The sequence below is a fragment of the Streptomyces sp. 891-h genome (genome assembly GCF_022760275.1).
GTDB classification, from domain to species: domain Bacteria; phylum Actinomycetota; class Actinomycetes; order Streptomycetales; family Streptomycetaceae; genus Streptomyces; species Streptomyces spirodelae.
Genome location: NZ_CP050693.1, coordinates 3,722,393 through 3,747,376 on the forward strand (window position 1 = coordinate 3,722,393; position 24,984 = coordinate 3,747,376).

20 protein-coding genes are annotated in these 24,984 nt (G+C 72.6%); 11 read left to right on the forward strand and 9 right to left on the reverse strand.

Features of this window, described 5'->3' with window-relative positions:
* Positions 1-30 precede the first annotated feature (30 nt).
* The 5 genes from HC362_RS16185 to pdhA (HC362_RS16205) form a co-directional block, all read right to left on the reverse strand.
* Positions 31-1,362, reverse strand: coding sequence for an MFS transporter (locus tag HC362_RS16185; RefSeq protein WP_243084669.1), 1,332 nt, complete (start codon positions 1,360-1,362; stop codon positions 31-33).
* Positions 1,359-2,066 carry a GntR family transcriptional regulator gene (locus HC362_RS16190; RefSeq protein ID WP_243084670.1) on the reverse strand — a complete coding sequence of 236 codons (708 nt, stop codon included), beginning with the start codon at positions 2,064-2,066 and terminating at the stop codon, positions 1,359-1,361. The genes HC362_RS16185 and HC362_RS16190 overlap by 4 nt, the downstream gene beginning before the upstream one ends.
* 236 nt (positions 2,067-2,302) lie before the next feature.
* Positions 2,303-3,814 carry a dihydrolipoamide acetyltransferase family protein gene (locus tag HC362_RS16195; RefSeq protein WP_243084671.1) on the reverse strand — a complete coding sequence of 504 codons (1,512 nt, stop codon included), beginning with the start codon at positions 3,812-3,814 and terminating at the stop codon, positions 2,303-2,305.
* Positions 3,815-3,829: 15 nt separating this feature from the next.
* Positions 3,830-4,810: an alpha-ketoacid dehydrogenase subunit beta gene (locus HC362_RS16200; RefSeq protein WP_243084672.1), complete on the reverse strand. Its 981-nt coding sequence runs from the start codon at positions 4,808-4,810 to the stop codon at positions 3,830-3,832.
* 2 nt (positions 4,811-4,812) lie between these two features.
* Positions 4,813-6,315 carry a pyruvate dehydrogenase (acetyl-transferring) E1 component subunit alpha gene (gene pdhA, locus HC362_RS16205; RefSeq protein ID WP_243084673.1) on the reverse strand — a complete coding sequence of 501 codons (1,503 nt, stop codon included), beginning with the start codon at positions 6,313-6,315 and terminating at the stop codon, positions 4,813-4,815.
* 394 nt (positions 6,316-6,709) lie between these two features.
* Here pdhA (HC362_RS16205) and HC362_RS16210 point away from each other — a divergent pair, with 394 nt between their 5' ends.
* Positions 6,710-7,372 carry a response regulator transcription factor gene (locus HC362_RS16210; protein ID WP_279240108.1) on the forward strand — a complete coding sequence of 221 codons (663 nt, stop codon included), beginning with the start codon at positions 6,710-6,712 and terminating at the stop codon, positions 7,370-7,372.
* Between the two features lie 14 nt (positions 7,373-7,386).
* Here HC362_RS16210 and HC362_RS16215 read toward each other — a convergent pair whose 3' ends face one another.
* Both HC362_RS16215 and HC362_RS16220 read right to left on the reverse strand, forming a co-directional pair.
* Positions 7,387-8,436 carry a phosphotransferase gene (locus tag HC362_RS16215; RefSeq protein ID WP_243084674.1) on the reverse strand — a complete coding sequence of 350 codons (1,050 nt, stop codon included), beginning with the start codon at positions 8,434-8,436 and terminating at the stop codon, positions 7,387-7,389.
* Positions 8,437-8,572: 136 nt separating this feature from the next.
* Complete coding sequence (locus HC362_RS16220) at positions 8,573-10,195, reverse strand: protein kinase (protein WP_243084675.1); 1,623 nt, start codon at positions 10,193-10,195, stop codon at positions 8,573-8,575.
* 451 nt (positions 10,196-10,646) lie between these two features.
* Between HC362_RS16220 and HC362_RS16225 the strand changes: the two genes are divergently transcribed.
* The gene (locus HC362_RS16225) at positions 10,647-12,377 is read left to right on the forward strand and encodes a protein kinase (RefSeq protein ID WP_243084676.1); all 1,731 of its coding nucleotides are present in this window, start codon (positions 10,647-10,649) and stop codon (positions 12,375-12,377) included.
* 117 nt (positions 12,378-12,494) lie between these two features.
* Here HC362_RS16225 and paaN read toward each other — a convergent pair whose 3' ends face one another.
* Positions 12,495-14,201 carry a phenylacetic acid degradation protein PaaN gene (gene paaN / locus HC362_RS16230; protein WP_243084677.1) on the reverse strand — a complete coding sequence of 569 codons (1,707 nt, stop codon included), beginning with the start codon at positions 14,199-14,201 and terminating at the stop codon, positions 12,495-12,497.
* Between the two features lie 180 nt (positions 14,202-14,381).
* Between paaN and HC362_RS16235 the strand changes: the two genes are divergently transcribed.
* Positions 14,382-15,014 (forward strand): TetR/AcrR family transcriptional regulator, encoded by a 633-nt coding sequence (locus HC362_RS16235; protein WP_243084678.1) that lies wholly within the window; start codon positions 14,382-14,384, stop codon positions 15,012-15,014.
* Positions 15,015-15,070: 56 nt separating this feature from the next.
* Here the strand turns inward: HC362_RS16235 and HC362_RS16240 are convergent, their stop codons facing one another.
* Positions 15,071-15,568 (reverse strand): Lrp/AsnC family transcriptional regulator, encoded by a 498-nt coding sequence (locus HC362_RS16240; protein ID WP_243084679.1) that lies wholly within the window; start codon positions 15,566-15,568, stop codon positions 15,071-15,073.
* Between the two features lie 264 nt (positions 15,569-15,832).
* On the opposite strand from HC362_RS16240, the gene pdhA (HC362_RS16245) reads away from it, so the two are divergent.
* From pdhA (HC362_RS16245) to HC362_RS16280, 8 genes are all read left to right on the forward strand, one after another.
* A complete protein-coding gene (gene pdhA, locus HC362_RS16245) occupies positions 15,833-17,032 on the forward strand; it encodes a pyruvate dehydrogenase (acetyl-transferring) E1 component subunit alpha (RefSeq protein WP_243084680.1) in 1,200 nt (399 codons plus the stop codon).
* Positions 17,029-18,123: an alpha-ketoacid dehydrogenase subunit beta gene (locus HC362_RS16250; protein WP_243084681.1), complete on the forward strand. Its 1,095-nt coding sequence runs from the start codon at positions 17,029-17,031 to the stop codon at positions 18,121-18,123. The genes pdhA (HC362_RS16245) and HC362_RS16250 overlap by 4 nt, the downstream gene beginning before the upstream one ends.
* Positions 18,123-19,469 (forward strand): dihydrolipoamide acetyltransferase family protein, encoded by a 1,347-nt coding sequence (locus HC362_RS16255; protein WP_243084682.1) that lies wholly within the window; start codon positions 18,123-18,125, stop codon positions 19,467-19,469. Before HC362_RS16250 ends, HC362_RS16255 begins: the two co-directional genes overlap by 1 nt.
* 133 nt (positions 19,470-19,602) lie before the next feature.
* Positions 19,603-20,523 (forward strand): DUF6457 domain-containing protein, encoded by a 921-nt coding sequence (locus tag HC362_RS16260; RefSeq protein WP_243088630.1) that lies wholly within the window; start codon positions 19,603-19,605, stop codon positions 20,521-20,523.
* On the forward strand, positions 20,520-22,229 hold the full coding sequence (locus tag HC362_RS16265) for a molybdopterin molybdotransferase MoeA (RefSeq protein ID WP_243084683.1): 1,710 nt from the start codon (positions 20,520-20,522) through the stop codon (positions 22,227-22,229). Before HC362_RS16260 ends, HC362_RS16265 begins: the two co-directional genes overlap by 4 nt.
* A complete protein-coding gene (locus HC362_RS16270) occupies positions 22,226-23,308 on the forward strand; it encodes a potassium channel family protein (protein ID WP_243088631.1) in 1,083 nt (360 codons plus the stop codon). Before HC362_RS16265 ends, HC362_RS16270 begins: the two co-directional genes overlap by 4 nt.
* A 135-nt stretch (positions 23,309-23,443) precedes the next feature.
* On the forward strand, positions 23,444-23,611 hold the full coding sequence (locus HC362_RS16275) for a hypothetical protein (protein WP_243084684.1): 168 nt from the start codon (positions 23,444-23,446) through the stop codon (positions 23,609-23,611).
* Between the two features lie 55 nt (positions 23,612-23,666).
* On the forward strand, positions 23,667-24,650 hold the full coding sequence (locus HC362_RS16280; protein WP_243084685.1) for an NAD(P)H-quinone oxidoreductase: 984 nt from the start codon (positions 23,667-23,669) through the stop codon (positions 24,648-24,650).
* Positions 24,651-24,984: the final 334 nt, after the last annotated feature.

Sequence of the window (24,984 nt, forward strand, 5' to 3'; positions counted from 1 at the left end):
CAGGGGCAGCCCCCTCCCGGCGTCGTCGGCCTACACAGGAACGTGGACGGCCTCGACGCGGCTGGCCACGATGCGTTCGCGCTCACGGCGCACCGCGCGCCCCCGCAGCCGTGCGAACTGGACCAGTCCCAGGGCCTGGAGGACGAAGACGACGGCGAAGGCGATCCGGAAGTTGTCGCCGGTCAGATCGAGCAGCACACCGACGGCGAACAGCGTCGTCATCGAAGCGGTGAAGCCGCCCATGTTGACGATGCCGGAGGCCGTACCGTGGCGCTCGGGCGGGTTGGCGGGGCGGGAGAAGTCGAAACCGATCATCGAGCCCGGCCCGCACGCGCCGAGTACGACGCACAGCAGCACCAGCAGCCACATCGGCGCGTGCCCCGGCCAGGCGAGAGTCGCCGCCCAGGCGAGCGCGGTGGCGGCCACCGTACCGAGCACCAGCGGGGTACGTGCCGTGTGGTGCCGGGCGATGACCTGCCCGTACACGAGGCCGCAGCACATGTTGGAGACGACCACGAGGGTCAGCAGCTCCCCCGCCGTCCCCTTGTCCAGGCCCTGGGCCTCGACCAGGAACGGCATGCCCCACAGCAGCAGGAAGACCATGCCGGGGAACTGGCAGGTGAAGTGCACCCACATGCCGGCCCGGGTGCCCGGCTCCCGCCAGGCGGCGCCGATCTGCCGCCGGATGTAGCCGGAGCCGCCCGAACCTGACCTGCCGTCGCCGCCCTTGGGCACGGCCGGGGGCTCGTATCCCTCCGGGTGGTCGCGCAGGAAGAAGGCGACCAGCAGCAGGATGGCCAGCCCGCCCGCCGCGCTTCCGGCGAAGGTCGGGGTCCAGCCGAACGCCTCCAGGACCCGGGCGAGCACCAGCGTGGTGACGAGGTTCCCCGACATCCCGATCAGCGCGGCGATCTGCGCGATCATCGGCCCCCGGCGCGCGGGGAACCAGCGCGCGCCCAGCCGCAGTACGGCGATGAACGTCATCGCGTCGCCGCAGCCCAGCAGCGCGCGGAAGGCCAGCGCCGTGCCGTACGAGGAGGAGAGCGCGAAGCCGAACTGGCCGGCGGTGAACAGCAGGATGCCCAGCATCAGGACCCGGCGCGTCCCCCACCGGTCCACCAGCAGGCCCACGGGTATCTGCATCCCCGCGTACACCAGCAGTTGGAGGATGGAGAAGCTGGAGAGCGCGGAGGCGTTGATGTCGAAGCGGTGCGCGGCGTCGAGGCCCGCGACGCCGAGACTGGTGCGGAAGGTGATGGCGACGAAGTAGACAGCGACGCCGATTCCCCACACCCACACCGCACGGGGGCCGCCCGGCGGGTCGCCGGGCAGCCGGACATCGGCGGAGGTGGACACGGTCATCGCGGATCACCGAGCCGGTGGATGTCCCGGATCTCCTCGCCGCGCACCAGGTGACGCACGCGGCTCACATGCTGGTACACCGCGTGCGCCGCCGCCTCGCTGTCCCCCTCGCGCAGGGTGCGCAGGATGTCGGTGTGCTCGGTGATGTTCTTCGCGACCCGGTCGGGGTGCGCGTGCATCACGGCGACGCCCATCCGCAGCTGGCGGTCCCTCAGCTGGTCGTAGAGGCGGGTGAGGATCTGATTCCCGGTGGCCTCGACGATGGTGGCGTGGAAGCAGCGGTCGGCCGCCGAGACGGCGGCCAGGTCGCCCGCCTCCGCGTGCGCGATCTGCTCGGCCAGCGTCTCCTCCAGCCGGTCGACCAGCGCCTGCGTCACGGGGACCGCGCGGCGTACCGCGTGCTGCTCGACCAGCAGCCGGGTCTCCACGACGTCCTCGATCTCCTGCGCGGAGACCGGCAGCACCAGGGCGCCCTTCTTCGGGTACAGCCGGATCAGGCCCTCGACCTCCAGCCGGAGCAGCCCCTCGCGCACGGGGGTACGCGAGACGCCCACCGCCTCGGCGAGCTCACCTTCGGTGAGGAGCAGGCCGCCTTCGTACCGCCGCTCCAGTACCGCCTGTTTGACGTGCGCGTACACGCGCTCCGCGGCGGGCGGCTGCCGGCTTTCCTTTTGAGCGGGCTTGGCCGACGCGGGAGAAGTCATGCGCACAGCATAGATACAACACGCATGCGTGAGGGATCGCTTCCGCGATGTGGACGGAGCCGAGCGTTGTAGCTGAGGGCGCCTCTCCTGCCGTCGTGCCCTCGCCGTCGTGGTTCCTCGCCGTACCGGCGGACCAATTTTCAGGGGCTCCGCCCCTGATACCCCGCACGGGCACAGGCGGAGCCCCGACGCGCCGTGGGGGTGCGGGGGCTTGCGCCCCCACACCCCTCAGAGCCTCAGCCCCAGGTCATCAGGCGCTTGGGGCGCTCCAGTACGGCCGCGATGTCGGCCAGCACCTTGGAGCCGAGTTCACCGTCGACCAGGCGGTGGTCGAAGGAGAGCGCCAGCGTGGTGACGTGCCGCGGCTTGACCTTGCCCTTGTGCACCCAGGGCTGTTCACGGATCTGCCCGAAGGCCAGAATCGCGGACTCGCCCGGGTTGAGGATCGGCGTACCGGTGTCCACACCGAAGACGCCGACATTGGTGATCGTCACCGTGCCCCCGGCCATCGCCGCCGGACTGGTCCTGCCCTCGCGCGCCGTGGTGACCAGCTCACCGAGAGCGGACGCCAGTTCGGGCAGGGTCTTGTCCTGTGCGTCCTTGATGTTCGGAACGATCAGCCCGCGCGGAGTGGCGGCCGCGATGCCCAGGTTGACGTAGTGCTTGCGCACGATCTCCTGGCGCTCCTCGTCCCAGGCCGCGTTGACCTCCGGGTTGCGCCGGATGGCCAGCAGGAACGCCTTGGCGACGAACAGCAGCGGGTTGACCCGTACCCCCGCCATGTCCGGGTCCTGCTTGAGCTCCTGGACGAGCTTCATCGTCCGGGTGACGTCCACGGTCACGAACTCGGTGACATGCGGCGCGGTGAACGCGCTGTTCACCATCGCCTGCGCCGTGGCCTTGCGGACGCCCTTGATGGGGACACGGGTCTCCCGGGCACCGGCACCCGGCGCGACGGGCTCCGCCGCGGGCTCCGTCGAAGGTGCCGACGGCGCCGATGGCGCCGCTGTCGGTTCCGCGGGAGTCGCCGCCGCCGCGTGCACGTCCTCGCGGGTGATGATCCCGTCAGGACCGCTGGGGGTGACCGCGGTCAGATCGACCCCGAGGTCCTTGGCGAGCTTGCGCACCGGGGGCTTGGCCAGCGGGCGCGCCGCGCCATGGCCGTTGCTGCCCGGCGCCGGAGCGACGGGCTCCGCGGCGGGAGCGGGAGCGGGCGCGGGCGCGGGGGCCGGCGCCTCGGTGGCGGCAGGCCCCGCCGCAGCGCTCGGCACCGGCTTGCGCGGGCGCCGCTTGGTGGAGCTGGTACCGACGCCGTAGCCGACCAGCACGGGCTGCCGCCCCTCCGGCTCGGCCTCGGCCTCGGCCTCTCCCTGGGTTGCCGCCTCCCCGGCGACCTCGGCCGCCGCTGAGGCACCGGTCTCCATCGCCGGCTGGGCCGCCGAGGCGTCACCGGCGCCGGTACCGGAGGCCGGGCCGCCGGTGTCCACGGTGATGATCGGGGTGCCGACATCGACCGTCGTGCCCTCGTCGAAGCGCAGCTCGCTCACCACACCGGTGAAGGGGATGGGCAGCTCGACGGCGGCCTTGGCCGTCTCCACCTCGCAGACGACCTGCCCGTCGGTGACGGTGTCACCGGGCTGTACGTACCACTTGAGGATCTCGGCTTCCGTCAGTCCCTCGCCGACGTCGGGCATCTTGAACTCACGGATACCGGCGGCCGTCGGTGAAGTCTGTCCGCTGTTGGTCATCGTCACGGCTCTCCCTCAGTACGCCAGCGCGCGGTCGACGGCATCGAGCACCCGGTCCAGGTTCGGCAGGTACTCGTCCTCCAGCCGGGCCGGTGGGTACGGCGCGTGGAAACCGCCGACACGCAGCACCGGTGCTTCCAGATGGTAGAAGCACCGCTCGGTGATGCGCGCCGCGATCTCGGCTCCGGTGCCGAGGAAGACCGGGGCCTCGTGGACGAGCACCAGGCGGCGGGTCTTCTCGACGGAGCGCTGCAGGGTGTCGAAGTCGATCGGGGACATCGAACGCAGGTCCACGACCTCCAGCGAGTTGCCCTCCTCCTCGGCGGCGGCAGCCGCCTCCAGGCAGACCTTCACCATCGGCCCGTACGCGGCGAGCGTCAGCCCGCTGCCCTGGCGGGCGATCTTCGCGGAGTGCAGCGGCGCCGGGATGGCGGAGGGATCGACCTCGCCCTTGTCCCAGTAGCGCCGCTTCGGCTCGAAGAAGATCACCGGGTCGTCGCTCTCGATCGCCTGCTGCATCATCCAGTAGGCGTCGGCCGCGTTCGACGGTGAGACGCACTTGAGCCCGGCGACGTGCGCGAACAGCGTCTCCGGGGACTCGCTGTGGTGCTCGACGGCGCCGATGCCGCCACCGTAGGGAATCCGGATGACGACCGGGAGCTTGATCTTGCCCAGTGCCCGCGCGTGCATCTTGGCGAGCTGGGTGACGATCTGGTCGTAGGCGGGGAAGACGAAGCCGTCGAACTGGATCTCGACCACGGGCCGGTAGCCGCGCAGCGCCAGCCCGATCGCCGTGCCGACGATGCCGGACTCGGCCAGCGGGGTGTCGATGACCCGGTCCTCGCCGAAGTCCTTCTGCAGCCCGTCGGTGACCCGGAAGACGCCGCCGAGCTTGCCCACGTCCTCGCCCATGACCAGGACCTTGGGGTCGTTCTCCATCGCCGTGCGCAGCGAGAGGTTGATCGCCTTGGCGACCGGAAGCTTCTGGACAGCCATGATCAGTTGACCTCCACCGCGGCGGAGCCGCTGTCGGACTCGGTCGCGAACGACGCCTGGTACTCGGCGAACTGGGCGCGCTCCTCGTCCACCAGCGCGTGCCCGTCCGCGTAGACGTTCTCGAAGATCGCCATGGTGTCGGGGTCGGGCATCGTACGGATCGCCTCGCGCACGTGCCGGCCCATCGCCTCGCTCTCCTCCTCGATGCGGGCGAAGAAGGCGTCGTCGGCCAGCTTCTCGTTCTCCAGATAGCTGCGCAGCCGCTGGATCGGGTCCTTGGCCTCCCACGCGGCGCGCTCCTCGTCGGTGCGGTAGCGCGTGGGGTCGTCGGAGGTGGTGTGGGCACCCATCCGGTAGGTGAACGCCTCGATCAGCATGGGGCCCTCGCCCGAGCGGGCCCGTTCGACGGCGGCCTTGGTCACCGCGAGGCAGGCCAGCACGTCGTTGCCGTCCACCCGGACGCCGGGGAAGCCGAAGCCCTGGGCGCGCTGGTAGATCGGCACCCGGGACTGGCGCTCGGTGGGCTCGGAGATCGCCCACTGGTTGTTCTGGCAGAAGAAGACGACCGGCGCGTTGTAGACGGCCGAGAACGTGAACGCCTCGGCGACGTCGCCCTGGCTGGAGGCGCCGTCACCGAAGTAGGCGATCACCGCCGAGTCGGCGCCGTCCTTGGCCACGCCCATCGCGTACCCGGTGGCGTGCAGCACCTGGGAGCCGATGACGATCGTGTAGAGGTGGAAGTTGTTGCTGTTGGGGTCCCAGCCGCCGTTGTTCACCCCGCGGAACATGCCCAGCAGCATCGTCGGGTCCACGTCGCGGCACCAGGCGACGCCGTGCTCGCGGTAGGTGGGGAAGACGTAGTCGTCCGGGTGCAGCGCGCGGCCCGAGCCGATCTGCGCCGCCTCCTGGCCGAGCAGCGAGGCCCACAGACCCAGCTCTCCCTGGCGCTGGAGCGCGGTGGCCTCGGCGTCGAAGCGCCGGGTCAGCACCATGTCGCGGTAGAGCCCCTGGATCTCCTCGGCGCTCAGGTCGACGTCGTACTCCGGATGGGTGACGCGCTCACCCTCGGGCGTCAGCAGCTGGACCAGCTCGGGATCGGTGTGCCCCGAGCCGTCGGCGCCGGCCTTCGCGGACGCCTTGGCCTTGGCGCCGGCCGCCCGCGTACGGGTCTTCGCCGCCGTTCCGGCCGGGGCCTTGGCGGCGGCCCCGCTCTTCGCCGGGGCCTTCGAGGCGGGCTTCGCCGTGCTCTTGGCTGCGGGCTTCGCTGCGCTCTTGGCTGCGGGCTTCCGGGCGCCCTTGGCGGGGGTCTTGGCCGGGGCCTTCCCCCCGGACTTCGCAGCGGACTTGCGGGGCTTCCCCTGCGCGGACGCGCCCTCGGGGGCCTCGGGGGCCTCGGCGGCGCCGTTCTCGGCTGCCTTGCCGCTGGTGGCGGCCTGGGTGGCGCGCTTTCCTCCGGTGCCGCTGCGGCGCGCGGTGCTCCGCGCGGCAGTGCTCTCCACGGTCACGTGTGCTCCTCCGTCTGTCCGGCCCCCGGGATTGCCGGTGACCTGGGGCTCCCCCGCCCACTGGCGGGGGGAGGCTCGCCCGGTCCCGTGCGGCGCACGGGGTGGGAGCGTCGCGGTCGGCACCGGGTGGTGACTGCTGTCCCGGTCGCGGCCCGCTGTCCCGACCCCGGTCGGGACGCCCCAGCCATGGCTGGCATCTCCATAGACGCACGAGGCGGCCCTGACCTGCAACTTTGCTCGGAAATCCAAGTAAGAACGAGGAAGTCCGAGCAGTTGTGCACCGAGTCGGGACATCACTGGTCACGGCCTCGCGAGCCGCGGACATCCGCACGGTAACCCGGGGCGCGGGAGCCCGGGAAGAGTGAAGGGGGGATCAATATGTGAGACTGGACAGGTGCCCGAAAACGGACGAACCCGGGTATACCTGGTCGACGATCACGAGATCGTCCGCCGGGGCGTACGTGACATGCTCGCGGCCGACAGCGGCGTGGAGATCACCGGCGAGGCGGGAACGGCGGCCGACGCGCTCGACGGCATCGCCGAAGCCCGGCCCGACGTCGCCATTCTGGACGTACGGCTACCGGACGGCAGCGGTATCGAGGTCTGCCGCGAGGTGCGCTCCCGGGACGAGTCGATCCGCTGTCTGATGCTCACCTCCTACGCGGACGACGAGGCGCTGCTGGCCTCGGTGGTGGCCGGCGCCTCCGGATATGTACTCAAGGGCCTGAGCGGCAGCGAGCTGGTGCAGGCCGTGCACGCCGTGGCAGCGGGCGCCTCGCTGCTGGACCCGGGCGCCACCCGGCGCGTACTGGACCGGCTGCACGGCCGGGGCAGCGCCGTAGGACAGGACGGCCGGCTGGCCGCGCTCACCGCGCAGGAACGCGCGATCCTGGAGCTGATCGGGGAAGGGCTGACCAACCGGGCCATCGGCGAGCGCCTCCACCTCGCGGAGAAGACCGTCAAGAACTACGTCTCAGGGCTGCTGGCCAAGCTCGGCATGGAGCGCCGCTCCCAGGCCGCCGCCTACATCGCCCGCCTCCGCACCTCCGGGCACTGACTCGGTACCGCGCGTCAGTCGCAGAACGCGGCCCGCACCGCCTCGTAGTGGCCGCTCCACCACACCACCAGCGCTGCCGCCGCCGGGAACTGCGGGTCGGCGCGTACATCGCGCAACTGGTAGCGCCAGCGCAGCATCCAGAAGTCGTTCAGCCGCTCCCACCACACCCGGTGCACGGCGGCGGCCAGCTCCTCGCGGGAAGCACCCGCGCCGCCCCGGTAGGCGCGTGCGAAGGCCCGCACCTTGCGCAGGTCGAGCGTGCCACCGGGACGCAGGAAGAAGATCGCCGCGCCGCGCACCGCCTCTTCGGCCCTGGGGTGCACCCCCAGCCGGTCCCAGTCCAGGATCGCCACCGGCCTGGGGCTGCGCCCGGTGGGCGCGTAGAGCAGGTTGAGCGGGTGGAAGTCCCCGTGCACCCAGCCGGTGAACCGGGCAGGAACGGCGGCGGGCCGCTGGTCCGCGTAGCGGCGCAGCAGCTCCCGGCGCTCGGTGAGCCGGTGCTCGGCCAGCTCGTCGAAGCTGTCCCGGCGGCCACGGGCCCTGATCCGCTCCAGCAGCGCCCCGATCTCGTCGTACGTCGCCGCCGGATCGGCGCTCTCATGGCTGGTGTGCGGCGCCCGAGGCAGGGCGCGGGCCAGCCGGACGTGCACCCGGCCCAGCAGCGCGCCCAGCACCTGCGACTGGGCCACGGTCAGCTCGCTGCCGTGCCGGTGCGTGCCCTCGATCCACGGGTGCAGCGCGAAGCAGCGCCTCCCGGCGACGGCGACGGTACGGACCCGGGCCCCCGTCGCCGCCCGCACCGCCGGAACCACCGGCACGACGGGCAGTCCCAGCGCTGCGAGCCGCGCCGTGGCGCGGTGCTGGCGCTCGATGCGGCCGAGCGAGCCCGGGCCGTCGAGGTGGTGTTTGAGGAAGTAGCGGCCGCGTGTGGTCGTCAGGCGGTAGCCGCGATTGAGCAGTCCGTGCGAGACAGGCGTGCAGGAGAGGGGCTCCCCGACACCGTCGTACTGCCGCAACAGGGTGTGGAGCGTGCCCTCCGTGAGGGCGGGGGAAGACGGCTGCACGGCCGCATCGTAGAGCCCTCCGAGGGCCCGGCGCCGCCTCGTCAACCCCCTGTGGACAGCGCGTCAACACCCGGCTGACGCACGGCGGGGGCAGTCGCCCGGCCGGGGCCGGTACCTGCCCCCGGGGTCGCGGGGCCTACTCCTCGGTACCGGTAATGGTGCCGGTTTCGCCCGACCCGCCGTTGCCGCCCTGGCTGTCGCCTCCGGCGTTGTCGCCACCGGAGGGCGGCGACTGGCTGTTGCTCGGCTTGCCGCCGTCGCCGCCGTCGCCCGACCCGCCGTCGTTGCCGCCGCCCTCCGTCTGGCTCGGGTCGCCGGTCTGCGAGGGCTGCGTCTGGCTCGGCTGCGTCTGGCTCGGATACGACTGCGAGGGCCGGTCGCTCGGCGTCCAGTCGCCGGTGCCGTCCGAGGTGCCCGGCTGCTCCTGCTCGGTCTCCGTGGGAGTGGCCGACGGCTCCTTGGAGGGCTTGTGCTTCTCCGACTGGGACGTGCTCGGCTTGGTGTTGTCGGGCTTGTCGCCCTTGCCGTTGTTGGCGCTGAGCGCGTAGAAGATGCCGCCCGCTATGGCGATCACCGCGAGGAAGGCGACCAGCGCGTACCGTACGCCCTTGCCGCCACCGCGACCGCCGCTGCCGCCGCGCCGTGGCCCGCCGTCGAAGCCGCCGTCGTCGTCCCGGGGGCCGGCCAGCAGCGGAGCGCCCATCTGCGAGGTGTCCGAGTGCGAGGGGTGCGGGCGCGCACCCGCCCCCGCGACGCCCATGACCTGGGTCGAGCCCCCGGTGTGCGCCGCCGGGCCGGTGTTCCACAGGCCGCCGGTGTGGCTGCCCTGCTCGTGCAGCATCTGCAGCGCGTACTGCGTCAGCCCGCGCATCTCCTCGGCCGACTGGAACCGGTCGTCCGGATCCTTGGCCAGCGCCCGCATGACCAGGCCATCCAGCTCCGGCGGCACCGCGTCCGAGACCTCGGACGGCAGCACCGGGTCGTCCTGGACGTGCTGGTAGACGACCGACAGCGGCGTCTCACCCGTGAACGGGGGACGCCGGGTCAGCAGTTCGTACAGCAGACAGCCGGTGGCGTACAGGTCGGAGCGGGTGTCGACGGTCTTGCCGAGCGCCTGCTCGGGGGAGAGGTACTGCGGGGTGCCCATCACCATGCCGGTCTGCGTCATGGTGTTGGAGGCGCCGTGCATGGCGCGGGCGATGCCGAAGTCCATCACCTTGACCGCGCCGCCCTGCGTGATGATCACGTTGGCGGGCTTGATGTCACGGTGCACGATGCCGTGCTGGTGGCTGTAGGCCAGCGCGTCCAGCACCCCGGAGACGATGACCAGCGCCTGGTCCGGCGGCGGTGCGTCGGCGTTGAGCAGCAGATCGCGGATCGTGCTGCCCTCGACCAGCTCCATCACCATGTACGGCGTGACATTGCCGCCGATGAACTCCTCGCCCGAGTCGTAGACCGCGACGACGGAGTGGTGGTTGAGGCCCGCGACGGACTGGGCCTCGCGCGTGAAGCGCGCCTTGGAGATGGGGTCCTCGGCCAGGTCCGAGCGCAGCAGCTTGACCGCGACCGTACGGCCGAGGCGCAGGTCCTCGGCGCCGAACACCTCGGCCATGCCACCACGGCCGAGGCGGTGCGTCAGGCGGTACCTGCCGTCGCCGACCAGGCCGTTGTTGCCCCACAATTCCGGCGAATCGGGCAGGGAGCCGCCGCCCGTCGCGTCGGGGTCCGAAGGGCCCCCGGCGGCTTGCGTCTGTGCCATCAGTCCTCGCCGTCGATTCGAATCCGCGGGCTTGCGCGCGGTGGACACTCCCCCCAAGGAGGCTACAGGCACGCGGGGGGTGGAATGGGTGGGACGGAATACCGAAGCCAAGGAGTGGTCATCCAACAAGCTGAGAGGCGCCCCCGCAAGTCGGTCTCAAGAACGTCACAACAACCCCCCGCGACCGCCCCCGCCCCCTCTCCGCCCCGGCCCCGCGGCACCCCTCGCGCACACCCCCGCGCACACCCTGCGCACAGCCGCTGAGCGGCACCCTCTACGCTCGTGGAACCGTCCGGGGCGCCGCTCGCGAAGGGCGTATGCGCATTCGGTCACGGAACGGGCAACGAACTTGACGTGACCGAACCCCCGGGCAAACTTGGGCCAGTATCAGGGTCAAGGATCACTCAACGTACCTGCACGGGGGCAGCGCCGCCGAGGGGGAAGCAGTCAGATGAGCGACGACGGCGCACAGGCGGCCGGCAACTACTTGGGCCGCATGGTCGGCGGGGGGCGTTTCCAGCTCCGTTCACTGCTCGGCGCCGGCGGGATGGCCTCCGTCTATCTCGCCTACGACTCCGTGCTCGACCGGCAGGTCGCGGTCAAGACGCTGCACACCGAACTCGGCCGGGAGCAGTCCTTCCGCGAGCGGTTCCGCCGCGAGGCGCAGTCCGTCGCCAAGCTGACGCACACCAACATCGTCTCCGTCTTCGACTCCGGCGAGGACGAGATCGACGGCGCCCTGGTGCCGTACATCGTCATGGAGTACGTCGAGGGCAAGCCGCTGCGCACCGTACTGGACGAGGACATCGCCCAGTACGGCGCGATGCCGGCCGACAAAGCGCTGAAGATCACCGGCGATGTGCTGGCGGCCCTCGAGGTCAGCCACGAGATGGGCCTCGTGCACCGGGACATCAAGCCCGGAAACGTGATGCTCACCAAGCGTGGCGTGGTCAAGGTCATGGACTTCGGCATCGCGCGCGCCATGCAGTCCGGTGTGACATCCATGACACAGACCGGCATGGTCGTCGGCACCCCGCAGTACCTCTCACCGGAACAGGCCCTCGGCCGCGGCGTGGACGCCCGCTCCGACCTGTACTCGGTCGGCATCATGCTCTTCGAGCTGCTCACCGGGCGGCTGCCGTTCGACGCCGACTCGCCGCTGGCCATCGCCTACGCGCACGTCCAGGAGGAGCCGCCCACGCCCTCCTCCATCAACCAGTCCATCCCCCCTGCGGTGGACGCGCTGGTCGCCCGGACCCTGAAGAAGAACCCCAACGAGCGCTTCCCGTCGGCCGAGGCGATGCACGACGAGTGCACCCGCATCGGCGGCTCCGGCGTCGCGGCCGGGGCCTCGCCCATCATCATCAGCGGCGGTCCGCCCGCCAACAGCGGCGCCGGCGTGGGCCAGGCCGTCTTCCCGCCGGTCGACGCCGCCTCCCAGCCGCAGCAGGGCGGGGTGCAGACGCCGTACCAGCCGCAGGGGCAGGGGCAGGGGCAAGGGCAGCCGGGGCCGTACAACAGCGGGGGGTTCGGCCCCTCCACCCCCCCGCCCCCCACCCAGACCTCCCCCGTGCCCGGTCCCGGCTACGGCTACCCGCAGGCGTCCCCGGCCGGCCCCTCCACGCCGCCGCCCTACACGATCGGTGCGCACGGGTCCACGCCTGGCGGCAACGGCGGCTCGGGCGGCAAGAAGCCCTCGCCCGGCGCCATGGCCGGCTACGGCCTGGCAGCCGTGGCCGTCATCGTCGCCCTGGTCTTTGTGATCATCGGGCTCTCCGACGGCGGGGACGACCCCGACCCCAAGCCCACCGCCAAGCCCAAGCCCTCCCCGACCGCCACCACCGACGAGGGGGACACCACCAACAGCGGCGGCTCGGACTCCGGCGGCTTCAAGGGACCCGACAAGAGCCGCACCATCGACTCCTCGAAGTGCACCGACGCCACGGAGTCCTACAGCGACAAGAGCAAGGTCATGGTCCCCGACCTGACGATCAAGGACCTCACCTCCGTCAAGGCCTGCCTGCGCGCCGCCGGCTGGAAGCTCGGTGAGGTGACCAAGGAGGACGAGAACGTCTGGGGGAAGAACACCGTCCTGGAGCAGAGCCCTGACTCCCTGGACGACTTCGACCCGAAGAAGGACAAGATCGACCTGACGGTCTCCACCGGCCAGCCGGCCGACTGAGACGTGCCGTCCGCCGAGAGCCAGTGAGCCGCTGAGAGCCACTGAAAGCTGCCGAGTGCCGCCGAGTGCCCCCGGGTGTCCCGCCCGGGGGCACCGTGCTGTGCGGGCCGCCCCGGCTCACTCCTGTGTCATCCGGCGCACCTCCACCACTCGGAACCGGCCGGAGACGAAGTCCCCGTCGCACAGTGCGCAGTTGGCCGCGGGGTTGCCGCCCGAGCCGTGGAAGTCGCTGAAGGCGGCCGTCTGGTTGACGTAGACACCGCCTGTCAGATTGAGCGAGAGCTGCGCGGGCTCGTCGAAGCACACCTCCTCCACCTGGCGGGCCACCTGCGCCGAGGTGGTGTAGGCGGAGACCGTCATGGCGCCCTTGGCCTGCAGGGTGTTGCGCAGCAACTCCAGCGCGTCCTCGGTGGAGCCGACGGCCACCGCGAAGGCGACAGGGCCGAAGCACTCCTGCTGATACGCCGCCTCCGCCTCCGGCTTGGTGGCGTCCAGCTTGACGAGGGCGGGGGTGCGCACCGTGGCCCCGGGGAACTCCGGGTTGGCCACAGCGCGGGAGGGCAGCGCCACCTCGCCCAGCGAGGGTGCCGCCTCCAGGCGCTCCCGCACCTGGTCGTTGACGAGGGCGCCCAGCAGCGCGTTGGCCCGCGCGTCGTCGCCGAGCAGCTTGCCGACGGCTCCGGCGAGGTCGGCCACCACCTCGTCGTAGGACTTGGGGCCGGACTCGGTGGTGATGCCGCCGGCCGGGATCAGCAGGTTCTGCGGCGTCGTGCACATCTGGCCGCTGTAGAGGGAGAGGGAGAAGGCGAGGTTGGCGAGCATGCCCTGGTAGTCGTCGGTGGAGTCGATGACGACCGTGTTCACGCCCGACTTCTCGGTGTAGACCCGGGCCTGCCGGGCGTTGGCCTCCAGCCACTCGCCGAACGCCGAGCCCCCGGTGTAGTCGATCACCCGGATCTCGGGACGGGTGGCCAGGTCCTTGGCGATGCCGTCGCCCTCCGCCTCGGCTGCCAGCGCCACCAGATCGGCGTCGAACCCCGCCTCCGCCAGCACCTCGCGGGCGATCCGCACCGTCAGGGCGAGCGGCAGCACGGCCCGCGGGTGCGGCTTGACCAGCACGGCGTTGCCGGTCGCCAGCGAGGCGAAGAAGCCGGGGAAGCCGTTCCAGGTGGGGAAGGTGTTGCAGCCGATCAGCAGCGCGACACCGCGTCCGACCGGGGTGAACTCCTTGGTGACCCGAAGCGGTTCCCGTTTGCCCTGCGGCTTCTCCCAGGCGGCACGCTCGGGGGTGCGCGCCTGCTCGGCGTAGGCGTAGGCCACCGCCTCCATACCGCGGTCCTGCGCGTGCGGGCCGCCCGCCTGGAAGGCCATCATGAACGCCTGGCCGCTGGTGTGCATCACGGCCTGGGCGAACTCGTGGGTGCGGGCGCTGATCCGGGCCAGGATCTCCAGGCACACCGCCGCGCGCGCCTCCGCTCCGGCCTTGCGCCAGGCCGGCAGGCCCCCGCGCATCACCGACAGCAGCGCGTCGATCGCCCCCTCGTCCGCGCGGGGGTAGGAGATGCCCAGCTCCAGCCCGTACGGCGACACCTCGGAGGCCACCCATTCGCCGGAGACCGGCTGGCCCGGCAGCTCGAAGCGGCTGCCGCGCAGCGCGTCGAAGGCCGCCTTGCCCTCCTCGGCCGCGCCCTCGCCGTACGCCTTGGGGTGCTCGGGATGCGGGGTCCAGAACTCCCTGCTGCGGATCGCTTCCAGCGCGCGGTCCAGGGTGGGGCGGTGCTTGTCGATGAGCTGGGCAGTGGTCGTTCCGATACCGGTGGTCACGCGGGACCAACTCCTCGCTGAGCTGGGACGGAATGCGGGTGGCGACGGCTTTGCCGCGGCCGCTCACCTGGTAGATACTGCTACCGAACGATCGGTCGGTGCAAGGGGGTCCGGAGACCTGTGGACAACTTCGCCCAGCGCCCGGAAGGCCCCGCGGGCCGCCCGGCTAGCATCGGCCGCATGCCCACGGTCAAGCGCGACACCTACACGCCCGACTCGCTGCTCTCCGTCGCCGTGCGGGTGTTCAACGAGCGGGGCTACGACGGCACCTCGATGGAGCACCTCTCGAAGGCCGCCGGCATCTCCAAGTCGTCGATCTACCACCATGTGCGCGGCAAGGAGGAGCTGCTGCGCCGGGGAATAAGCCGCGCGCTGGACGGGCTGTTCGCGGTGCTGGAGGAGGCCCCGGCGCGCGAGGGGCGGGCCGTGGAGCGGCTGGAGCACGTCACGCGCCGCACGGTCGAGGTCCTGATGGCCGAGCTGCCCTATGTGACGCTGCTGCTGCGGGTGCGCGGCAACACCGAGACCGAGCTGTGGGCGATGTCCCGGCGGCGCGAGTTCGACCAGCGGGTGGCCGAGCTGGTCAAGCAGGCGGCGGCCGAGGGGGACCTGCGCTCCGATGTGGACGCGCGGCTGGCGACCCGGCTGCTGTTCGGCATGATCAACTCGATCGCCGAGTGGTACCGCCCGGACCGCGCCGCGCACAACGGCGCCGCCGGTGGCGACTCCTCCGCACCCGGAGGCTCGAACACCAGCGCGGAGGTCGCCGAGGCCGTGGTCCGCACCGCCTTTGCGGGCCTGCGCACGAGCTGACCGCGCCTCCCTGAGGCCCCGGCTCCCGATCCGGCAGGGCCCGGGCTCCAGGTCCGTCAGGGCCCCGGCTCCAGGTCGGTCTCCTCGAACACCAGCAGGGTGCGGGTGCTCAGCACCTCCGGCATCGACTGGATTCGCGTCAGGACGAGGTCGCGAAGCGCCCTGTTGTCCGGCGTGTGCACCAGCAGCAGTACGTCGAAGTCGCCGCTGACGAGCGCCATGTGGGCCGCGCCCGGCAGCTCTTGGAGCTTCTCGCGGACGCTGCGCCACGAGTCCTGGACGATCTTGAGGGTGATGTAGGCGGAGGCGCCGTGACCCGCGCGCTCCTGGTCGATACGGGCGCTGAAGCCCCGGATCACCCCGTCGTCGATGAGCCGGTTGATGCGGGCGTAGGCGTTGGCACGGGAGACGTGCACACGCTCGGCCACCGAGCGGACGGAGGCCCGCCCGTCAGCGCGCAGCAGACGCACGATGTCGCGGTCTATCGCGTCCAGCGGCCGGGCGGGAAACCGGTGCCCGGCGTGCGGTCCCGCCTCCTCGGGATCGTTGGCCATCTGTTCACCCCGCACGGTCCCTCGCCTCCCCTGAATGGACACTCTGCGGTCATCGAACGGTTTTGCGGGCCAGTTGTCCACAGGCCGGGGCCACCCGTAGCCAAAATGTGCCGGCGACCGAACAATCGGTAGGGGTGGCCCACTCGGTCACCGGCCCGGCCTGCCGGTGGTACGGCCATCGGCAGGCCGGCGCGCCAGCAGGCCGATGTGTCAGGCGTACCCCGCCTGCCCGCGCCGCAGCCCGCCCACGAGGAGGTGCTCGTCATGACGGTCCTAGAGCAGCCAGGAGCCTACGCCCCCGCGCCTCCCCCCTCGTGGCGTCCCCGTACGGACGCCGCACCGCTCCTCCCCGACGCCGAGCCCTACCGCGTACTGGGGACCCGCGGGACCCGTACGGCCCAGGACGGGGCACCGGGTCCGGACGCGGGGCTGCTGCGCCGGCTGTACGCGGCCGTGGTGCGCGGCAGGCGGTTCAACGAGCAGGCCACCGCGCTGACCCGCCAGGGCCGGCTGGCGGTCTACCCGTCGTCGCGGGGCCAGGAGGCCTGCCAGGTCGCCGCGGCGCTCGCGCTGGGTGAGCGCGACTGGCTCTTCCCCAGCTACCGCGACACGCTCGCGGCCGTGGCGCGCGGTCTTGACCCGGTGGAGGTGCTGTCCCTGCTGCGCGGCGACTGGCACCACGGCTACGACTCGCCCGGCACCAGGGTCGCGCCGCTGTGCACCCCGCTGGCCACCCAGTTGCCCCACGCGGTCGGGCTGGCCCACGCCGCGCGGCTGAAGGGCGACGATGTGGCCGCGCTGGCGCTGGTCGGCGACGGCGGCACCAGCGAGGGCGACTTCCACGAGGCGCTGAACTTCGCCGCCGTATGGCGGACACCGGCCGTCTTCCTGGTGCAGAACAACGGCTTCGCGATCTCCGTACCGCTGGCCAAGCAGACCGCGGCGCCCTCCCTGGCGCACAAGGCGGTCGGCTACGGCATCCCCGGACGGCTGGTGGACGGCAACGACGCGGTGGCCGTGCACGAGGTGCTGTGCGAGGCGCTGGACCGCGCCCGCGCCGGCGGCGGCCCCACCCTGGTGGAGGCGGTCACCTACCGGCTCGAGGCTCATACGAACGCCGACGACGCGACCCGCTACCGCACCGACGAGGAGGTCGAGGCCTGGCGGGAGCACGATCCCGTCACCCTGCTGGAGCGCGAGCTGCGCGACCGCGGACTGCTCGACGAGGCGACCGTCCGGGAGGCCGCGGAGGCGGCCGAGCGGCAGGCCGCCGAGCTGCGCGAACGGATGCACCAGGACCCGCAGCCGGACCCGGCGGAGCTGTTCGCGCACGTCTACGCGCAGCCGACGCCGCAGCTGCGCGACCAGGCGGAACAGCTGCGGGCCGAGCTGGAGGCGGAGCAGCGCTCGGCCACCGCCGCACAGTCAGCGGGCAGCACGACAGCGGGGGAGGAGACCCGATGAGCACAGCGGTGCGACAGCCCGCGGCGGCAGCGGCGGACCGCAAGTCCGCCACCATGGGCCAGGCCCTGCGCCACGCCCTGCGGGACGCCATGGCCGACGACCCCGATGTGCACGTCTTCGGTGAGGACGTGGGCACCCTGGGCGGCGTCTTCCGGGTGACGGACGGGCTCACCGCCGAGTTCGGCCCCGACAGGTGCACCGACACACCGCTGGCGGAGGCGGGCATCCTCGGCACAGCGGCCGGCATGGCGATGTACGGGCTGCGGCCGGTCGTGGAGATGCAGTTCGACGCGTTCGCCTACCCCGGGTTCGAGCAACTGGTCTCGCACATCTCCCGGATGCGCAACCGCACCCGCGGAAAGATGCCCATGCCGCTGACGGTGCGCATCCCCTACGGCGGCGGCATCGGAGGCGTGGAGCACCACAGCGACTCCTCGGAGGCGTACTACATGGCCACCCCGGGGCTGCACGTCGTCACCCCCGCCACGGTCGCCGACGCCTATGGGCTGCTGCGCGCCTCCATCGCATCCGACGACCCGGTGGTCTTCCTCGAACCCAAGCGGCTCTACTGGTCGAAGGCCGACTGGGACCCGCAGGAACCGGAGGCGGTGCCCGGTATCGGCCGGGCCGTCGTACGGCGGCGGGGCAGCTCCGCGACGCTGATCACCTACGGCCCGTCCGTGCCGGTCTGTCTGGAGGCCGCCGAGGCCGCGCGCGAGGAGCACGGAAACGGCGCCGAGGGCTGGGACCTCGAGGTGATCGACCTGCGCTCCCTGGTGCCTTTCGACGAGGAGACGGTCGCCGCCTCCGTACGGCGCACCGGGCGGGCCGTGGTGGTGCACGAGTCGCCCGGTTTCGCGGGGCCCGGCGGCGAGATCGCGGCCCGGATCACCGAGCGCTGCTTCCACTATCTGGAGGCGCCCGTGCTGCGCGTCGCCGGGTTCGACATCCCCTACCCGCCGCCGATGCTGGAGCGACACCACCTGCCGGGTGTCGACCGGGTTCTGGACGCCGTCGCACGGCTCCAGTGGGAGAGCGGCTTCACCGAGAGCGGCGGCTTCGGCCAGGGCCGGGGCGGAGGTGCCGTCTGATGGGCGAGGTACGCGAGTTCACCCTGCCGGACCTGGGGGAGGGGCTGACAGAGGCGACGATCGTCCGGTGGCTGGTCGCGGTCGGCGAGACCGTACGGGTGGACGAACCGGTCGTCGAGGTGGAGACGGCCAAGGCGCTGGTCGAGGTCCCCTGCCCGTACGCCGGAGTGGTCACCTCGCACGCCGCCGGGGAGGGCGCCGAGGTCGCCGTGGGCGCCCCCCTGGTCACCGTCGCGGTGAGCCCCGGCGGCAAGGCGGCTGCCGCCCCTGAGCCGGAACACGTGGGCGGCTCGGGCAATGTGCTGGTCGGCTATGGGACGGCGGAGCCCACCGGGCGCCGGCCCCGTGCCGCCCTGCGCCCGCCCGGCCTCGCCGCGCCCGGAGCGGGGACGGGGGCAGGGGAGGAGCTCCGGTCCGGCGCGGACCGGGGCGCCCCCGTCCCGGTGATCTCTCCGCTGGTGCGCCGCCTGGCCCGTGAGCACGGACTGGATCTGCGCACGATGACGGGCAGCGGCCCGGACGGTCTCATCCTGCGGGCCGATGTGGAGCGTGCCGTGCGCACCGGGAGGGAGAGCACCGTACGGGAGAGCAGCACCCAGCACGGTGCCGCTCAGCGCGGTCGCGCGCCGGAGAGGGCGCCGCGGGAGCGCCGTATCCCGCTGCGCGGCAGGCGCGGAACGGCTGCCGAACGGCTCGCTCGCAGTTGGGCCGAGATCCCGGACGCCAGCTGCTGGGTGGACGCGGACGCCACCGAACTCCTCGCCGCGCGCAAGGAGATGAACGCCGCCACCGCACAGGACCGCTCCCCCGCGTCCATATCGCTGCTCGCGCTGCTGGGACGGGTGTGCACGGCGGCACTGGCGCGGTTCCCCGAGCTCAATTCGACGGTGGACACCGAGGCACGCGAGATCGTCGTACTGCCCGAGGTGCATCTGGGGTTCGCCGCACAGACCGACAGAGGGCTCGTCGTACCAGTCGTACGGGACGCGCACACGCTGAGCGCCGAAGAGCTCACCGCCGAGATGGCCCGGCTCACCGAGGCCGCCCGCGCGGGCACGCTCACCCCGGCCGAGCTGACGGGCGGCACGTTCACGCTGAACAACTACGGCGTCTTCGGCGTGGACGGCTCCACCCCGATCATCAACCATCCGGAGGCCGCGATGCTGGGCGTCGGCCGTATCGCCCGCAAGCCGTGGGTGGTCGACGACGAGCTGGCCGTCCGCAGCGTCGTACAGCTGTCGCTCACCTTCGACCACCGGGTGTGCGACGGCGGCACGGCAGGCGGCTTCCTGCGCCATGTGGCGGACTGCGTCGAGCATCCGGCGAGGCTGCTGCGCACGCTCTGACTTCCGTACGCTCTGAGGCGTGACGCAGGCTCCAGGACCACCCTCAGCGGCCGGACCGCCCGACCGCCCGCAGACCGCGCGTGAGGCCGCCGGACGGCCGCGTGCGGCGCCGGGCGCCTCACCGGGTGCCGCCGTGCGCCCGTACGCGGCGCTCGTCCTCGCCGGTGGCGGCGCGAGGCGGCTGGGCGGCGCCGACAAGCCCGCCGTGACGGTGGGCGGCAGGCCGCTGCTCGACCGCGTCCTGGCGGCGTGCGCCGACGCGACCGCCACGGTGGTGGTGGGCCCGCGCCGGCCGACGTACCGCCCGGTGCTGTGGGCCCGCGAGGAGCCGCCCGGCGGCGGCCCGCTCGTGGCGCTGCAAGCGGGCCTGGACGCGCTGGAGGGCCCGGCACGGCACCGCCCCGCCGCAGCGGACGGCCCGGTCGGCACCGTGCTGGTCGTCTCGGCCGATCTGCCGTTCCTCTCGGAGCGGGCGGTGCGCGCGCTGGTCGCCGTACCCGACGGGTGCGAGGTGGCGGTCGCGTACGACGGGCGCGACCAACCGCTGCTCGCCGCCTACCGGATGGAGCCGCTGCGCCGCGAACTCGCGCTGCTGCGTACCGAGTACGGCACACTCGTGGGTCTGCCGTTGCGCATGGTGCTCCAAGGGCTGATGCTGCACCGGGTGACCACTCCCTCCGTCACCGCCGCCGCACTCGACTGCGACACCTGGGAAGACATCGCCACAGCGAGGGCCCGCATCAGGGAGCATGAAACCGTGCTGGATGAATGGATCTCCGCGGTCAAGGCCGAACTCGGCATCGAGCTCGACGTCGACACCGCCGCGCTGCTCGACCTCGCCAGGGACGCCGCACACGGTGTCGCGCGCCCGGCGGCGCCGCTCACCACGTTCCTGGTGGGCTATGCGGCGGCGCGCGCGGGCGGTTCGGCGCAGGACGTCGAACGGGCGGCCGAGGCGGCGGCGCGGCTGGCCCGGCGCTGGGCCGACGAGGCCGGTGGGACCTCCGACAACGCCGAGAACTCCGACAACTCCGAGGGCAGCGACGGCCGATGAGCGGCGCCGACGAACTCGACGAGGCCATCGCCCTCGCCAACAGCGGCCGGACCCGCCCGGAGCCGCCACCCGCGCCACGCCTGAAGCGCATCCGCCGTATCGAGTGGGGCGAGAACGCCGAGAGCGCCGGGAGCGCGATGGGCCCCATGGGAGAGCACCAGGACCACGGTCGCCCCGGCGAGGCCGGCGGCCACGGAGGCCGGGGCACAGGCGGGGAACGCGGCCAACACGGCGAACACGGCCCACACGGCGACAAGCGGGACGGTGACGAACGCGGCAGCGGCGGTCGCGGCGGTGCCGGCAGCACCGGCCCCGTCCCGCCGGGCCACCCCGGGGAGGGCCCAGGGCGGCACCGGAACGGCCCGCCGCAGCACACCCCGGAGGCCCCGCGAGGGGGCGCTCACCATCCCGCGGAGGGTTCCGGGAAAGCGGACCAGCCCGGGCACGCGCAAGGGCCCGGGAACAGCGCGCGCAAGCCGCCGCCCAGTTGGCGCGAGGCCGTCGCGCTGGCGGCCTCGGCGGCAACCGCGCTGCCCGCCGAAACCGTGCCACTGGCGCACGCTCTGGGCCGCACTCTCGCCACGCCGCTGCGTGCCCTGACAGACCTGCCGTCGTTCGACACCTCGGCGATGGACGGCTGGGCGGTGTCGGGGCCGGGCCCCTGGGAGCCGGCCCGCGCGGCGGACGGCACCGAGCGCCCCGGTGTCCTGGCCGGTGACCGCTCCGAGCCGCCGCAGCTCGCCGACGGAGAGGCGGTACGCATCGCGACCGGTGCCCGTATCCCGCCCGGCACCAGCGCCGTACTGCGCTCGGAGGCGGCCCAGCGGACCGGCGCGCGGCTGCGCACGGCCACTCCCCCGCAGCCCGGAACCGACATCCGTCCGCGCGGACAGGAGTGCCGCAGGGGAGACGAACTGCTGCCCGCCGGGCTGACCGTCACCCCCGCCGTGCTCGGGCTGGCGGCGGCGGCCGGTTACGACGAACTGTCGGCCGTGCCGCGCCCGAGAGCCGAAGTGCTCGTCCTGGGCGATGAACTGCTGCACCGCGGACTGCCGCGCGACGGCCGCATCAGGGACGCGCTCGGGCCGATGGTCGAGCCGTGGCTGACGGCCCTGGGCGCCGAGGTGACCGTCACCCGGCTGCTGGGGGACGACGCGGAGGCGCTGCACGAGGCGGTGGCCACCACGACGGCCGATGTCGTCGTCACCACGGGCGGCACGGCGAGCGGCCCCGTCGACCACCTCCAGCCGACGCTGCGCCGCCTGGAAGCACAACTGCTGGTGCACGGAGTACGCGTCCGCCCCGGGCACCCCATGCTGCTGGCCGCACTGGGACCGGCGACAGCACCGCGAGGGGCGGGAAAGCAACCGCGCAACCGGTATCTGGTCGGACTGCCGGGCAATCCGCTGGCGGCGCTCTCCGGACTCGTCACCCTGGCGGCTCCCCTGCTGCGCGCACTCGCGGGCCGGACCGAACCGGAGGCGCGCGCGGCCACCTTGGGCGCCGAGGTTTCCGGCCACCCGCGCGACACGCGGCTGGTGCCCGTACGGTACGAGGGTTCCGGTATCCGGGCGCGTATCCGGCCCCTGCGGTACTCCGGTCCCGCCATGCTGCGCGGGGTGGCCTCCTGCGACGCGCTGGCCGTGGTGCCGCCCGGCGGCGGCGCACCCGGCACGGACGTGCCCGTACTGGAGCTGCCGTGGTGAAGCGGCCCGGCGGCACGGGAGCGGGCGGTGCGACGCGGCCCCAGGGCTCGGTACTGCTGCCGCGGCCGGACATCAGTCCGCAGCGGCAGGTCATCCGGCGGCTGCTGACCGCGCTCGTCGTCTTGTGGGTGACGGTGCTGCTGGTCTATCTGGACCGGGACGGCTATGTGGACAACAGCGACGCCGGCGTGTCCTTTCTGGATTGCCTGTACTACACCACCGTCACGCTCTCCACGACCGGCTACGGCGACATCACCCCCGCGTCCGACAGCGCACGGCTGGTCAACACGCTCGTCATCACGCCGCTGCGCGTGCTGTTCCTGATCATTCTCATCGGCACCACGCTCGAGGCGCTGACGGACCGCACCCGCCAGCAGTGGCGCCTGAACCGCTGGAGGTCCGCGTTGCGCGACCACACCGTCGTCGTCGGATTCGGCACCAAGGGCCGCTCGGCCGTCCAGACCCTGCTCTCGACCGGGCAGAGCCGCGACCGGATCGTCGTCATCGACCCGCTCGCGCAGGCCGTCAAAACCGCCAACGCGGAAGGCTTCGCCGGGGTGGAGGGCGACGCCACCCGCAGCGAGGTGCTGATACGGGCGGAGGTGCAGCGGGCCAAGCAGATCGTGATCGCACCCCAGCGTGACGACACCTCCGTGCTGGTGACGCTGACGGCACGGCAGCTGAACCCGCGCATCAACATCGTCGCGGCGGTGCGCGAGGAGGAGAACGCGCCCCTGCTGCGGCAGTCGGGCGCCGACCAGGTCATCACCAGCGCGAGCGCGGCGGGCCGGCTGCTCGGTCTCGCGATGCTCAGCCCGAACGCCAGCTCGGTGATAGAGGACCTCATCCAGCAGGGCACCGGGCTCGACCTGAAGGAGCGCCCCGTCACCAAGGCCGAGGCGGGAGGCTCCCCACGGGACTGCGCCGACCTGGTCGTCTCCGTCGTGCGCGGCCATCGCATCCTCGCCTACGACGATCCGGAGGCGGCCACCCTGGAGCTCACCGACCGGCTGGTCGTCATCCACCGCGCCTCGCGGACACGCCCGGAACCCGGCGAGCGACGGGGCGACGCGCGGTAGGCGGGAGCAGGCGGGAGCAGGCGGGATACGGCAGGAGCAGATGTCGGGGGGCGGTCAGCCGCCCTTCTCATCCCTTCAGGTGACTGTGGTTGCGCCTGACGGCCCCCAGCGCGGCCGACGCGTGACGATGACGCGATGGACCCGCCGCCCACCTGCCCCAACTGCCCGGCACGCCTGCTGTGGAAGGACACGCGCGAGACGGGACCCGGCAAGGAGGACTCCTGGTTCTGGTTCTGCACCGGCTGCCACCAGGCGTATGTACCGACCCCGGACCAGAAGCTCCGCTTCACCTACGCCGCCTGACCGGCCCACCGCCCGCCCCGTGGCCCACCGAGCGGGGGCGGGTAGCGTCGGCCGCATGCATGCGATCACGATTCCCGAACCCGGCGGCCCCGAGGCGCTGGTCTGGGCCGAGGTCCCGGACCCGGAAGTCGGGGAGGGCGAAGTCCTCGTCGACGTCGCGGCGAGCGCCGTCAACCGGGCGGACGTTCTGCAGCGCCAGGGCTTCTACGATCCGCCGCCGGGTGCGAGCCCCTACCCGGGCCTGGAGTGCGCGGGCCGGGTCTCCGCAGTCGGCCCCGGCGTGTCCGGCTGGGCGGTCGGCGACAAGGTGTGCGCGCTGCTCGGTGGCGGCGGCTACGCCGAGAAGGTCGCGGTACCGTCCGGGCAGCTGCTGCCCGTCCCCGACGGCATGGACATCAGGACCGCCGCCGGTCTCCCCGAGGTCACCTGCACCGTCTGGTCGAACGTCTTCATGGTGGCGAATCTGCGCCCGGGGGAGACCCTGCTGGTGCACGGCGGCTCCAGCGGTATCGGCACCATGGCCATCCAGCTCGCCAAGTCGGTGGGCGCCCGGGTGGCGGTGACGGCGGGTACTGCTCAGAAGCTTCAGCGGTGCGCCGAGCTCGGCGCCGACATCCTGATCAACTACCGCGAGCAGGACTTCGTCGAGGAGCTGCGCACGGCGACCGACGGCGCGGGCGCCGACGTGATCCTCGACAACATGGGCGCCAAGTACCTGGAGCGGAACGTCAAGGCCCTCGCGGTCAACGGCCGGCTCGCGGTCATCGGTATGCAGGGCGGCACCAAGGGCGAGCTCAACCTGGGCGCGCTGCTGGCCAAGCGCGGCGCGGTGACGGCCACCTCGCTGCGGGCCCGGCCGCCGGCCGAGAAGGCGGCGATCGTGGCGGCCGTACGCGAGCACGTCTGGCCGCTGCTCTCCGACGGCCGGGTGCGGCCGGTGATCGACAGCACCGTCCCGATGCGCGAGGCGGCCCGTGCGCACCGCACGCTGGACGAGAGCACCCATGTGGGCAAGATCCTGCTGACCACGACCGGCTGAGGGTCGGCCCCGGGGGTGGGGCGGGAGCCGGGGGTGGGGGCGGGAGCCAGGACGGAGGCGGAGCAGCTCCGTATGGAGCCCTCCGCTCACCCGATCCCCTTATCCGAAATGCCGGTTTTGTCCCTTCGTGTGACGCTGGTCTGGTCTGCGGACCATCCAGCTCGGAAGGGTCACGGTCGTGCGGCACACTCAGCGACGGAGCACTGCGGTCACCTTGTTGACCTGCGCTTTTCTTGCGCTTCCCGCGCCTGTCGCCACTGCGGGGGACCATCCGGAACCCCTGACCGGCCAGGCGGCGCCCGGCCACACCTGGGCGCCCCTCCCGGAGGTGCCC

Bases quoted from the DNA above. Each gene is read 5' to 3' on its own strand.
- HC362_RS16185 (WP_243084669.1), bottom strand. From the start codon at position 1,362: ATGACCGTGTCCACCTCCGCCGATGTCCGGCTGCCCGGCGACCCGCCG.
- HC362_RS16190 (WP_243084670.1), bottom strand. From the start codon at position 2,066: ATGACTTCTCCCGCGTCGGCCAAGCCCGCTCAAAAGGAAAGCCGGCAG.
- HC362_RS16195 (WP_243084671.1), bottom strand. From the start codon at position 3,814: ATGACCAACAGCGGACAGACTTCACCGACGGCCGCCGGTATCCGTGAG.
- HC362_RS16200 (WP_243084672.1), bottom strand. From the start codon at position 4,810: ATGGCTGTCCAGAAGCTTCCGGTCGCCAAGGCGATCAACCTCTCGCTG.
- HC362_RS16220 (WP_243084675.1), bottom strand. From the start codon at position 10,195: ATGGCACAGACGCAAGCCGCCGGGGGCCCTTCGGACCCCGACGCGACG.
- HC362_RS16225 (WP_243084676.1), top strand. From the start codon at position 10,647: ATGAGCGACGACGGCGCACAGGCGGCCGGCAACTACTTGGGCCGCATG.
- HC362_RS16235 (WP_243084678.1), top strand. From the start codon at position 14,382: ATGCCCACGGTCAAGCGCGACACCTACACGCCCGACTCGCTGCTCTCC.
- HC362_RS16240 (WP_243084679.1), bottom strand. From the start codon at position 15,568: ATGGCCAACGATCCCGAGGAGGCGGGACCGCACGCCGGGCACCGGTTT.
- pdhA (WP_243084680.1), top strand. From the start codon at position 15,833: ATGACGGTCCTAGAGCAGCCAGGAGCCTACGCCCCCGCGCCTCCCCCC.
- HC362_RS16250 (WP_243084681.1), top strand. From the start codon at position 17,029: ATGAGCACAGCGGTGCGACAGCCCGCGGCGGCAGCGGCGGACCGCAAG.
- HC362_RS16255 (WP_243084682.1), top strand. From the start codon at position 18,123: ATGGGCGAGGTACGCGAGTTCACCCTGCCGGACCTGGGGGAGGGGCTG.
- HC362_RS16265 (WP_243084683.1), top strand. From the start codon at position 20,520: ATGAGCGGCGCCGACGAACTCGACGAGGCCATCGCCCTCGCCAACAGC.
- HC362_RS16275 (WP_243084684.1), top strand. From the start codon at position 23,444: ATGGACCCGCCGCCCACCTGCCCCAACTGCCCGGCACGCCTGCTGTGG.
- HC362_RS16280 (WP_243084685.1), top strand. From the start codon at position 23,667: ATGCATGCGATCACGATTCCCGAACCCGGCGGCCCCGAGGCGCTGGTC.